The organism is Microvirga sp., assembly GCF_014699075.1.
Classification (GTDB): domain Bacteria; phylum Pseudomonadota; class Alphaproteobacteria; order Rhizobiales; family Beijerinckiaceae; genus Microvirga.
On the sequence record NZ_JACXAB010000002.1, the window covers coordinates 413,846 to 425,469 of the forward strand.

Genomic DNA, 11,624 nt, shown 5'->3' on the forward strand with positions numbered 1-11,624 from the left:
GACCTATCAGATCGCCCGACGTTACCTATCCGTCCCCTCTGGCATTCCGAAGCAGCGTATCGAGCACTTCACCGGTCTTTGACGAGAAAGCGGGGGCAAAGCATGCCCCAGATCCCCCAACGCCTCCCCTGCGTCCTCGACCTTGCGCGGTGGCTCGCTGGGCCAGCCCGCACCACACTCGCGCCAGCTGCCATCGTCACAGAATACTGCGAACGGCTGCTGGCCGCAGGCGTACCACTCTGGCGCGTTCGGGTCGGGCAGCGCCTGGCCAATCCACTCATCGGCGTCTGGGGTGTAAAATGGGTGCGCGGAGCCGGGGCCGAGGCTTACACCGTGCCCCACAGGATCCTGGCGACACGCTCATACAGCGGCAGCCCCTTCGAGCAGGTCAACACGACACGAGCCAGCTTCCGCCGCTCCCTTCGGCACCTGGATCCGGCCCTCGACCATCACGTGCTCTTAGAGGTAGCTTCTGAGGGCGGCACAGACTACCTGGCTATCCCGATCATGTACGGGGATGGCTCTGTTCAGGGCGCCTCCTTCACGACCTACGGCCTACGGGATTTCAGCCCCGAGGAGGTGTGCCTCATCGAGGAGCTGGGTCCGTTCCTGGCCGCGGCCCTGGAACCTGCCGCGATGCGGCGCTCCAGTGAGAGTCTTCTGCAAACCTATCTTGGCGAGGGGCCTGCCAAACGCGTTGTGGCAGGGGCCATTCGACGAGGCGATTGCTTTGAGATTGAAGCAGCCGTGCTGCTGACGGATCTGCGCGGATACACGTCTCTGTCGCAGCAGTTGCCCCCCGATCAGGTGCTGGAGCACCTCGACCGCTATCTGGAGGTGGTTGTCGGGGCTGTGCGTGCAGAGGGTGGTGACGTGCTGAAGTTCATCGGCGACGGCATCCTGTCGATCTTTTCTGTTGAAGAGAGTGGTCAGGCAGAGGCCACCCGGCAGGCCTGCCGGGCCTTGGACGCCGCCTTGGCGAGAGCCCATGAGGAGGGTGATCTGCAGTTTGTCGCATGCCTGCATATCGGCCCTGTCACCTACGGCAATATCGGCAGCCCCGACCGCCTCGACTTCACCGTGGTTGGGCCGACGGTCAATCTGGTCAGTCGGCTCGAAGCCTTCGCAAAGAGTACAGGCAACGTGGCGGTGTGCTCGCGGGAGGTCGCCGCACTCCTCCCATCAGCGGCGACGCATGCTCTGGGCACGTTTGCTCTGAAGGGTGTTCCAGACGAGCAGATGATTTTCTCGCTACACGGATCCGGCGAACACCCGTAGCGGAAGGCCAAGAATGCACTTGAACCTCTAGCAGCTTGAGGTGCTAGCCAGAGATACCTTCAACCTTCGGAATACACGCCATATGGATCTGGCCCTTCGCCCGCCGCTCCTCCCCGCAATCCCTGCCGCCGCACGCCTCAGGTTCCTGTTCCGCACCGCGGGCCTTTCGGGGAGATGAAGAAATGGATGAGTGGAAACAACGGCGAAACCGGAGGAACCTCGCGCTGGCCCTGACGCTTCTGGGCCTGGTCGTCATCCTCTACGCAGTCTCGTTCGTGAAAACCCGTGAGCTTGAGGACCAGCGCCATCGAGACACCTCGCAAGCTCATGCCCCCGCCAAGGCAACGCCATAGGCCGAGCAGAACAGCCGTCGTTCAGAACGACCGAACACTGCCCATTCGATGGCGATCAGCCTTGCATGGCGGACCAACCCTGCAGGGCCCCAGGCTCAGCCGCCGAAAAGCCCCCGGAAGCGTTCGAGCACAGAGCGCCCCTCACTTCCCGCCGCTTGCACTGCCGGCCCAGGCGCCGCATTCACAACAGGAGCAGATGTCGACGGCCGCGCGGCGTCGCCAGCACGGATCTGGCTCTTGGGGGTTTGCGAAGCATAGGCAAGGGTCGATGACGGTCCTTGCCTCGGCTTCCCGCTTGCAGCGAGGACGACCTCCTGCGGTCCGGCGGCCAGCGCCTCAGGGCGGCTGACGTCCCCAAGGCGCTTGCGCGCGTTGGCGTCGACGGCAGGCGATCCGCCCTGGCCTGCATCGCCGTACAAGGCCTGCCGGAAACTCTCGTGCTGCCCGCCGTCGGCGTAGACCAGCTTGACCGGCTGCACGCCATTGGCCGCCAACGCACCCACCTGCTGATCGTCGCTCTGCCGCTTCTGCGCGACGGCCGCCATGACCGAGGTGTCGCCGCTGAAGGCATATTGCTGATTGGCGACGGACACGCGCGGCTCGTCCCTGGCGATCTCGAAGTAGTCGGAACCCTCTTTGAGGTTCCGCCAGAAGGCGATGTTCGGGTCGAGGCGGTGCTTGGCCAGGTTCTCGGCCGTCATCCGGAACGGATAGGACTGGAACTGGAAGCCGCGCTGGCCGCTGGAGAAGGCCTCCCGCGCCAGGGCATAGACCTCAGAGATGGCCTCGTCGGTCATGGCGAAGCACCCTTGCGACGAGCACGATCCGTGCACCATCAGGTGCGACCCCGTCCGGCCAAGCGCGCGGTCGTACTCGTTCGGGTAGCCGAGGTTGAACGAGAGGTAGAGCTGCGAGTTCGGGTTCATCTGCGCCGGGGTGACGGTGTAGAAGCCCTCCGGGGCCTGGCGGTCGCCCTCGCGGATCTTCGGCCCGAGCTGGCCCGACCAGCGACACATCGGGTAGGTCTTGAGGAGCGCGTACCGGCCGTCGCGGCCCCGCTTCCAAACTTCGATCTCGGATTCCTTCTTGTAGGAGCGCATCAGGATCGGGTCGTTCTTCGACATGCCCTTCGTTTCCATCAGCGCCATGGTGGCGGCGGGGATCGGCGCCAGGTGGCGCGTGGACATGTCCTGGCCTTGGCAGGCGGCGAGCGCGAGCACGAGGCCCGCAACCAATGCAATACGCTTCATCGTGGGAATTCCCGCATTCTGTGCGCCCGGGGTTGATCCCGGACGGTTCCCCATTTTTCTAAGGGATTGGCTTTAACGCTGTCTTGCCACAGGCACAGGAACCGGCGGAAGCCTGCCAACCGGCATGAAAGGTTGCCTTCAAGTCCGGCAGGATTGAGGCGTCCGGCTTCCGCTCACCCGCGATCCACAGGATGCCTGAGGCCCCCTCTGACGCCTTGCCCGAACGATGCAGCGGTCAGGCCGAGGCTTGGGCGGTTCTGAGGTCGCGACGGGCATCCTTGATGATGGCCCAGGACGACTGGAGGAACAGCCCAGCGATGACGACGGCAACGACAAGGTCAGGCCACGGCGTCGCGGTCCAGGCGACGAGGCCGGCGGCGATGATCACCGCCACGTTGCCGATGGCATCGTTCCGGCTGAACAGCCACACCGCCCTGACGTTGGCGTCCCCGCTCCGATGCGGCAGCAGGACCCAGGCCGAGGCAACGTTGACCACGAGCGCGATCACCCCGAACAGGCCCATGATCTCGGCCTCGGGCTGTTGCAGCACGAAAACCCGGTACGCGGAGGTGACAAGGATGCCGAGGCCGAGGAGCCCGAGGAAGACGCCCTGGAGAAGCGCGGACCGTGCCCGCCAGACCAGGCTCCACCCAATGGCGATCAGGCCGAGGAGCGTGATTGTTCCGTCGCCGAGGAAGTCGAGGGCGTCCGCCTTCAGGGCCTGTGATCCGGAAACGAACCCGGCCACGATCTCGGCGAGCCCATAGCCGACGTTGAGCACCACGACGGTCCACAGGGCGCGGCGATAGCCTGAGGTGACGTGGGAGTAATCCTGGATGCCGTCGTCATCGTCGTCATCACGGCTCATGACATCAGTTCCCCGTGATGGAGCGAAGGCTTTCGCTTCCTTCGGCACCCCCCGTTGACCGGCCCTCAAGACGGGCGGATCGGCGGCCGATCCAGCGCGGCACGGCAACTCGATACGCCTCATAGGCAGGACCGTGCATGCGTCGCAGGTGTTCCTCCTCCATGCGGATCTGGACCGAGAAGGCCACCCAAGCGGCCGCGAGCACGATGCCTGTGACCGTGGTCGGGGCCATGAGGAAGGCTCCGAGTACCACGGCGACCATGCCGAGGAAGGTCGGGTTGCGCGACCAGGCGAACAGGCCCGACGTCACAAGCCCGGTCCGCTCCTGATCCAGGCCGATCCGCCAGGACGTCCCCATCTGCACCTGGGCGGCGAGGATGACCGCGCTGCCTGCAGCCATCACCGCGAGACCCAGCCATGCGATGGCAGGTCGGGCCACTCCCGGAACCAGGCCGGCGGCCATATCGGCGCTCGGCAGGACCACCCGCACGACCAGGAAGACGAACAGGATGGCGCCGCCGACGCGATAGACCCACCCCACGAAATCATGAGCAGTGTCGCCCGTGCCGAACCTATCGACCGAGCGGCCGAGACGCTGCGACACGCGGCGGGTGAGCAGCGTGAAGGCCGCACCGAGCCCAACGAGCAGCAGGACGGGGAGAATGGCAGACGGCATCAGGATGCCTCCTTGCGTCGGGCCCCGATCCTGAGGCTGTCGGTCACGAGCCAGATCGCCCCGAGTGTGATGGCGATGTCCGCCACGTTGAAGGTCGGCCAGTGGTAGCCGGCGGCGTGGAGGTCGATGAAATCGGTCACCATGCCGTCCCTCACGCGGTCGATCAGGTTGCCGAGAGCGCCCGCGAGGATCAGGGCCAAGGCCACACTCTCCTGCCGGGCCTGCGCCCTGACGCTCCAGACCGCCATGCCAACGCAGATCAGGGCCGTGATGCCGATCAGGGCAAGCACGCCCCAGGCCTCGTCGGCGGGCAGGAGGCCGAAGCTGATCCCCCGGTTGAAGCCGAGCCGCAGGTTCGCGAACGGCAGGACCTCCAGGACCTCCCCAGGCATCAGGGACGCCCGGGCCATCGCCTTGGTGGCCTGATCGAGCAGGATGATCGGTCCCGTGACCGCCAGAAGATAGCCAATCCTCGCCATGACCGTCATCACACGCTCCGTCCGGCCCCGAGCAGGCGCATGGCGTTGGCTGTGACCAGCACGGTCGCGCCCGTGTCGGCAAGGATCGCCGGCCACAGCCCGGTGATGCCGAGGATGGTGGTCACCAGGAAGACGGCCTTGAGCCCGAGAGCCACGACGATGTTCTGGCGGATGTTGCCCATTGTGGCCTTGGAGAGCGCGATCATGCGGGCGATGTCGAGCACGCGTCCATGCAACACGGCGGCGTCCGCCGTCTCCAGCGCCACGTCGGTGCCGCCGCCCATGGCGATGCCGACATCCGCCGCGGCCAGAGCCGGAGCGTCATTGATGCCGTCGCCGACCTTGGCGACGACCTGCCCCTGAGCTTTGAGCTCGTTGACGATGCGAAGCTTGTCCTGCGGCAGCAGGTCGGCCCGCGGCTCCACGCCCAAGGTATGGGCGATGGCCGCCGCCGTCTTGGCGTTGTCACCGGTGAGCATGATCGGCTTGATCCCGCGCGCCTTGAGCGCCTGCAAGCCGGCGGTAGCGTCCTCGCGGGGCTCGTCCCGCACCGCGATCAGCCCGACGGGCGTGTCGTTCACGAGAAGAACGGACACGGTCTTGCCCTCCTCCTGCAGGGCGCTGATGCGGGCCTCGGCCTCGGCCGGGAGAGGTGCGATGTCAGCAGCCGCCTTGGGCGAGCCCAGATACAGGCCACGGCGACGGAAGCGTCCCTTCACGCCCTTGCCGCCGAGCGCCAAGACACCGACAGCGGGGGCGACCTCGATGCCCTCGGCCTGCGCCCGCGCCAAGATGGCCTTGGCGATGGGGTGGGACGAGGTGGCATCAAGGGCGGCCGCATCCTCCAGGACGTCGCGTTCGCTCGCCTCTCCGAGGGCGACCACGTCGGTCACCTTGGGCCGCCCTTCTGTGAGGGTGCCGGTCTTGTCGAGGGCGACAGCGGTCACCTTGCCGAGGATTTCCAGCACGGCTCCGCCCTTGATCAGGAGGCCGCGCCGGGCACCGGCCGCCAGGCCGGCTGCGATGGCGGCCGGGGTCGAGATGACGAGGGCACACGGGCAGCCGATCAGGAGCACGGCCAGTCCCTTGTAGACCCACTCGCCCCAGGGCTCGCTGGCCACCAGCGGCGGCAGGATGGCCACGAGGGCGCCCACGACAAGCACGGCCGGCGTGTAGTAGCGCGAGAAGCGGTCGATGAAGCGCTCGGTCGGCGCCTTGGACTCCTGCGCCTCCTCGACCAGGCGCACCACGCGGGCGATGGTGTTGTCCTGCGCCTCGGCGGTGACCCGGACCCGCAGCGTACTGTCGGTGTTGATGGTGCCGGCGAAGACGCTCTCGCCCTCGCCCTTGCGCTTGGGGGTGCTCTCGCCCGTCACCGGCGCCTCGTCGATGGCGCTCTCGCCCGAGATGATGGTGCCGTCGGCCGGTACGCGGTCGCCGGGGCGAACCGCGATCACGTCGCCCACCGCGAGGGTCTCGGCCTGGACCTCCTCCAGGGTTCCGTTGCGCTCGATGAAGGCGGTCTTCGGCACCAGGCTGGTCAGGGACCGGATGCTGGCGCGCGCCCTGCCGGCGGCGACGCCCTCCAACAGCTCGCCCACGAGGAATAGCAGCACCACGATGGCAGCTTCCTCGGTCTCACCGATGATCACAGCGCCGATTGCGGCGATGCTCATCAGGGTCTCGATGGTGAAGGGTGCACCCGCCATGGCGGCGGAAACCGCACGGCGGGCAATCGGTACCAGGCCGATGGCCATGGCAGCGGTGTAGAGCCAAGCCTCATAGCCAGGCAGGACCATGGCCAGCAGCCATGCGGCCGCGAGGCCAAGGCCTGAGAGGATCGTCAGCCGTCCCTTGGCGGAGCGCCACCAAGACCCGTCCTCGGCCTCATGGTCATGATGATGCCGCGCCTCCTCGCTAATGGGCGAGATGCCATAGCCGAGGTCGCGGACCACCCTCTCGACCTGCTCGCCCGTGCCGGCTTCCGCCACCCGCAGGCGCAGGGTCTCAGTCGTGGTGGTGATGTTGATGTCGGAGACGCCGGGCACGCGGGCGAGCGCGGTCTCGATCTTGCGGGCGCAGCTGCCGCAATCCATGCCTTCGACGCGGTAACGCAAGCGGTCGGTCATTGTCAGAAATCCAGTTTGATCCTATCTGTCGGGCACGCTACAACCTCTAGCGGTTAGAGGTTCAAGAGGTTTTTTGATGAATTTGGCGATTGGCGACCTTTCGCGGCGAACCGGGGTGAAGATCCCGACGATCCGGTACTACGAGCAGATCGGCCTCCTCCCTTCGCCGGTCAGAACCGAAGGCCAGCAGCGGCGCTACGGCCCAGCCGAGGTGCGCCGCCTCAACTTCATCCGCCATGCCCGCGAGCTCGGTTTCGAGGTTGATGCCATACGGCAACTTCTGGGTCTGGCGGATGATCCCAATCGGTGCTGCGGCGAGGCCCATGAGATCACAAAGGCCCATCTCGACGAGATCAATGACAAGATCGCCCGCCTGACTGCCCTACGCGACGAACTTGAGACAATGGTCGCCTGTGATAACCGGCGGGTCTCCGAGTGCCGGATTATCGAGGTCTTGGCCGATCACGGCCAATGCCAACATCATCAACATTAAGGCTCCTGCTGTTCCCTAACCCCGTCTGCTCCGCCGCAAGCGGGACCATGGCCGGCGTCTCGAGCGGTGTACAGGCCGACTGATTTCGAGCGGCCTGAAGGCACCTGCCAGCCTCTGGATCCTGGTTTGAGAACACTGGCTCCATATTACCTGAGTATTTCAAACCCTCTATGAGGACAGCTGTGCTGTTCCGTATATAACTTTCCGGGCAGAGTGGTAAAATGGAAGCAACTGTTCGGGGGCGCGGTAACAGGCGGTCTGCGCTTGGCCAAGCCAAACAAGACATCAAAGGCGAGCTATGCAGATCGGAATGACGTCTATCAAGCGGCGCGCGTTCTCCAATGCCCTGGAGCTTAAGCTGCGCCGGTGCCGTGGTGACATGCTCCAAGAGTTCCTTGGAGACGTGATGAGCAAGCGGCACGGGGACAACTTCGTTCGTGCCACCGCTCATTACTCCCAAGGTGATCTGAAGTGCGACGGTCTTCTCTTAGATCCGCTGACGATCTTCGCCTGCTACGGCCCCACCAATGGCGGCCAGGGGCTGACGGCGCAGGGTTTGGCGAAGGCAGTAGCCAAGGTGACAGAGGATCACGACGGGGCAGTCGAAAACTGGCCGGGCCTGAAGGAGTGGATCTTTGTCTCCAACTTCATTGGCGGCTGCCCGCCCCAGATCACCCAGGAGATCCTCAAGCTGGATGCAGCTAACGGCCACAAGGTGAAGCAGTTCGGCCAGGAGCAGTTCGAGAACATCATCCTCGGGTTCGACATGGCGGATATCGAGGAGCTGCTTGGGAATGCCGCAACGGACGAGGACTTCCGCTGCATGCAGATCCCTGAGGTCCAGTCGGTGATCGACAACGTCATGCAGCGGGTCGCTGACGGCGTCGTTCGCGACGACGTTCCGGTGGAGGTGCCTGCCGCCAAGCTTGACTTCAACCAGCTGCCTGACATCTACCGGGGAAGGATCAAGCAGGGCTTTCAGAACGCCAGCCGGGTCGCCGAGTACCTGCTCAACTACGCGGATCCCACGTTGGACGGCACCATCGCAGGGGTGTTCAAGGCCAAATACCTGGAGCTGAAGACCCAGGGCTTGAGGCCTGGGGAGATCATGGACGGCCTTTACGACTTCGCTTTGGGAGGACAGCGCGGCACGACCCCGCGGGAGGTGGCCGTCTGGAGCCTCCTGGCCCACCTCTTCGAAAAGTGCACCATCTTCGAGGACGATCCCTCTAAGGTCGCGGCATGATCCTGCCCGGCAAGCACATCCGGCCGGACCGAGCCTTGATTTCGGTCGGCGGCGACATCCTATCGGTTCTTGACAGGCCCGCGACTGTCTCGGAGATATGGGAGAAGGTCCAAACCCTCCGAGCCAGCCGCGAGAATGCGTCGTCTCTGCCCTACGACTGGTTTATTCTCGCCATGACCCTCCTCTACGCAATGTCCGCCATCGACTTCCAGAACGACCGGATCAGGCCGGTCAGGAGGCAGGTGTGATCGTCTCGATCTCCAGCTCCATCCCGACGTTCAAGTCCCTTGTCTTCCGGCCCGGGCTGAACGTCTTGCTGGCCGATGTCACCTCGGAGTCGACCGACAGGCAGACGCGCAACAGCGCCGGCAAGACGAGCCTGATCGAGATCGTGCATTTCCTGCTGGGCGGCGAAGCAGACAAGAACTCGCTGTTTAAGAAGCCTGAACTCGTCCGGCACACGTTCACGGGGGTCTTTAGGATCAAGGGCGTTCCGATCACCGTCACCCGCGGCGGAGCTGACGAGAGGAAGGTTCTCCTCTCGCCCGAGGACGCGCGGGCGCTCGCGATCGGTCTGCGCCGCGACGAAGCCAATGGGATCGCCTACGTCACCGTGGAGGAGTGGAGAGATTTCCTCGGGCACGTGTGGTTCGGCCTGCCGTTGGAGCGCAAGGGTACGGCATTCGAAGGAGGCTTCACACCTACGTTCCGCTCCCTCGTCAGCTATCTGGTACGCCGTCGTAAGTCGGGCGGGTATGTCACCATCGAGAAGCAGAACGAATACCAGCAGCCGTGGGATTGGCAGGTAAACCTGTCTTACCTGCTCGGCCTTGGGTGGGACGTACCTCAAGCAATCCAGGACCTCCGTTCGCGCAAGAAGACGCTCGCATCGTTGCGGCAAGCCATCAAGGGCGGCGAGTTCGGCGCGATGTTCGGCACCTCGGCCGAGATCCGCCCGGAGCTGGCCCGCACCGAGGAACGCATCGCCCGTCTCAAGGTCCAGATCGACAACTTTCGCGTTCTAGAAAGCTATCGCGAACTCGCCGATCAGGTCGCGCACCTGAAGGACCGCATGTCGGAGATCACCTTCGAGCTGGCATCGACCAAGGAGACGATCGCGTATCTCTCCCGCTCGGTCCAAGGGGAGAAGTCGCCGGCCTATACTGCAGTCGAGAAACTGTACGAGGCGGCTGGCGTCGAGTTGCCGACGCTTGCGCTTCGACGGTTCGACGAAGTCAGACAGTTCCAGCAATCGGTCATCGACAACAGGCGGCTCCATCTCGAGCGGCAGGTGACGGAAGCTCGGGAGACCCAGAGTCGACTGGAGACTGAACTTGCCGCCGCGGATGAGAAGAAGTCTGGGCTCCTGAAGATCCTCGATGGCAAGGGCGCGTTCGAGGACCTCGTACACATGCGCGAGGACCTTGCCGTGTTGACGAGCCGTGCCGAGACGCTGCGGACAAAGCTCCAGAACGCCAACATCCTCGAGAACAACTTGGCCCAGCAGAAGCGGGAGAGCGCCGACCTCGAGCTCTCGCTGCAGGAGGACCACAAGCGGAACGAGAACGCCATCAAGGACGCGACGGTCAAGGTCGATCACGCTATCGGCGAGCTCTACGACGACCGAACGGGTAACCTCATCATTACATCATCCAAGAACGGCCCTCAGATCGGCATCGCGATCCAGGGAGGCGGCAACCAGGGTGGCATCGACATGATGAAGATCTTCTGCTTCGACATGATGCTTTTTGAGCTGGTCTCAGAGCGCTTTGGAGGACCGGGATTCGTGATCCACGACAGCCACCTATTCGACGGTGTCGACGCTAGACAGGTCCATGCGGCCATCATGTTTGGGATGCGAGTCGCCGAGCGCCAGCGCGGCCAGTACATTGTTACGATGAACAGCGACGATTTCGGCCGCACCGGGCTCCAGAACGAGCCCGAAGTCGCCGAGGCGATCCTTCCTGTCCGGCTAACTGACGACGAGACCGGAGGACTGTTTGGGTTTAGGTTCGATTAGGGCTGCAGACCGGGTTTGTTGCGTGTGTCTAAGGCGGAGCCAAGAGCAACGCTCCAAAATTAGTCCTAACCAACTTCACTGAATTGGCTGGATCAGTGCTGCGTGTTGCTCCCGGCGACTGTTGTGGGCAGGTTTGAGTTGTCGCGAATGGTCGTGCGAATGACCGGATCAGGTGCAGCAAGGTGCATCATTAGGTATGTAGCGAGTTGGCTGATCGCTTGCAGGCGGTGCTGAATGAGAGTGACTGCGTCCTTGTAGGCGGCGTTCATCTGACGATGGGCCTCCGCAAACAGGTGCGGTGGAAGCTGGTCAGGACAAATCTTCCCTCACGCAAGAAATATTGTTTTTCTCGTCACGTTGTCCTGAAAACCATTACGCTGCTGTCCTTGGCAAGTTGCCGCTTGAGGGCAGCATTTTCTGTCTCTAAGTCTTCATAGCGCCGCAGCAGCTCGTTGTACTCCAGCTTGAAGAGATCATAATGGGTGACAACTTTCGCTAACTGCGTTTCTAGAGCCTTAATTTTGTTTACCTTGGCGTCCTGTGCTTGGGGCTTTAGGGTCGGTGCTGTCTTTTTGATGCGGCAGAGCCAGCGATCCAGTGCTTCGGACGTCTCTTTGTGAGTTGCATTCTTAAGCGTCTGTGGTGAGACCCCTGCGCGGCATAAGACCTCGAGCTTACTGAGGCGACCGCCATTGTGTGGATAGTATCCGTGTTCCACGAACTCATTTTCGATTGCCCGCTTTGCTGCCTCGATGGCACCAATTGTGTTCTGCTTCTGGTTGGCTTGATAGGCAACTAGCGACTGGATCCTGGTGGTCACGCGACGTTCTCC

The 11,624-nt window shown here is 63.7% G+C and carries 13 protein-coding genes; 6 read left to right on the forward strand and 7 right to left on the reverse strand.

Annotated features, from left to right (window positions below):
- The first annotated feature begins 102 nt into the window (after window positions 1–102).
- The gene (locus tag IC232_RS05265; protein WP_190843866.1) at window positions 103–1,278 is read left to right on the forward strand and encodes an adenylate/guanylate cyclase domain-containing protein; all 1,176 of its coding nucleotides are present in this window, start codon (window positions 103–105) and stop codon (window positions 1,276–1,278) included.
- A gap of 182 nt (window positions 1,279–1,460) precedes the next feature.
- The gene (locus IC232_RS05270; RefSeq protein ID WP_190843867.1) at window positions 1,461–1,631 is read left to right on the forward strand and encodes a hypothetical protein; all 171 of its coding nucleotides are present in this window, start codon (window positions 1,461–1,463) and stop codon (window positions 1,629–1,631) included.
- A gap of 95 nt (window positions 1,632–1,726) precedes the next feature.
- Here IC232_RS05270 and IC232_RS05275 read toward each other — a convergent pair whose 3' ends face one another.
- The 5 genes from IC232_RS05275 to IC232_RS05295 all read right to left on the reverse strand — a co-directional run bounded on the left by IC232_RS05275 (window position 1,727) and on the right by IC232_RS05295 (window position 7,033).
- Complete coding sequence (locus tag IC232_RS05275; protein WP_190843868.1) at window positions 1,727–2,881, reverse strand: murein L,D-transpeptidase family protein; 1,155 nt, start codon at window positions 2,879–2,881, stop codon at window positions 1,727–1,729.
- 235 nt (window positions 2,882–3,116) lie between these two features.
- Window positions 3,117–3,749, reverse strand: coding sequence for a cation diffusion facilitator family transporter (locus IC232_RS05280; RefSeq protein ID WP_210335225.1), 633 nt, complete (start codon window positions 3,747–3,749; stop codon window positions 3,117–3,119).
- Between the two features lie 4 nt (window positions 3,750–3,753).
- The gene (locus tag IC232_RS05285) at window positions 3,754–4,425 is read right to left on the reverse strand and encodes a methyltransferase family protein (protein WP_190843870.1); all 672 of its coding nucleotides are present in this window, start codon (window positions 4,423–4,425) and stop codon (window positions 3,754–3,756) included.
- On the reverse strand, window positions 4,425–4,913 hold the full coding sequence (gene lspA / locus IC232_RS05290; RefSeq protein WP_190843871.1) for a signal peptidase II: 489 nt from the start codon (window positions 4,911–4,913) through the stop codon (window positions 4,425–4,427). Before lspA ends, IC232_RS05285 begins: the two co-directional genes overlap by 1 nt.
- Complete coding sequence (locus tag IC232_RS05295; RefSeq protein ID WP_190843872.1) at window positions 4,913–7,033, reverse strand: heavy metal translocating P-type ATPase; 2,121 nt, start codon at window positions 7,031–7,033, stop codon at window positions 4,913–4,915. The genes lspA and IC232_RS05295 overlap by 1 nt, the downstream gene beginning before the upstream one ends.
- A gap of 76 nt (window positions 7,034–7,109) precedes the next feature.
- Here IC232_RS05295 and IC232_RS05300 point away from each other — a divergent pair, with 76 nt between their 5' ends.
- The 4 genes from IC232_RS05300 to IC232_RS33050 all read left to right on the forward strand — a co-directional run bounded on the left by IC232_RS05300 (window position 7,110) and on the right by IC232_RS33050 (window position 10,792).
- Complete coding sequence (locus tag IC232_RS05300) at window positions 7,110–7,526, forward strand: MerR family transcriptional regulator (protein WP_190843873.1); 417 nt, start codon at window positions 7,110–7,112, stop codon at window positions 7,524–7,526.
- A 310-nt stretch (window positions 7,527–7,836) separates the two neighbouring features.
- Window positions 7,837–8,772 carry an ABC-three component system protein gene (locus tag IC232_RS05305; protein ID WP_190843874.1) on the forward strand — a complete coding sequence of 312 codons (936 nt, stop codon included), beginning with the start codon at window positions 7,837–7,839 and terminating at the stop codon, window positions 8,770–8,772.
- Entirely contained in the window at window positions 8,769–9,020 is a 252-nt protein-coding gene (locus tag IC232_RS05310) for an ABC-three component system middle component 6 (RefSeq protein WP_190843875.1), read from the forward strand. The genes IC232_RS05305 and IC232_RS05310 overlap by 4 nt, the downstream gene beginning before the upstream one ends.
- Complete coding sequence (locus tag IC232_RS33050; RefSeq protein WP_190843876.1) at window positions 9,017–10,792, forward strand: ABC-three component system protein; 1,776 nt, start codon at window positions 9,017–9,019, stop codon at window positions 10,790–10,792. The genes IC232_RS05310 and IC232_RS33050 overlap by 4 nt, the downstream gene beginning before the upstream one ends.
- A 92-nt stretch (window positions 10,793–10,884) precedes the next feature.
- Here the strand turns inward: IC232_RS33050 and IC232_RS05320 are convergent, their stop codons facing one another.
- A complete protein-coding gene (locus IC232_RS05320; protein ID WP_190843877.1) occupies window positions 10,885–11,061 on the reverse strand; it encodes a hypothetical protein in 177 nt (58 codons plus the stop codon).
- 83 nt (window positions 11,062–11,144) lie between these two features.
- Entirely contained in the window at window positions 11,145–11,612 is a 468-nt protein-coding gene (locus IC232_RS05325) for a hypothetical protein (RefSeq protein WP_190843878.1), read from the reverse strand.
- Window positions 11,613–11,624: the final 12 nt, after the last annotated feature.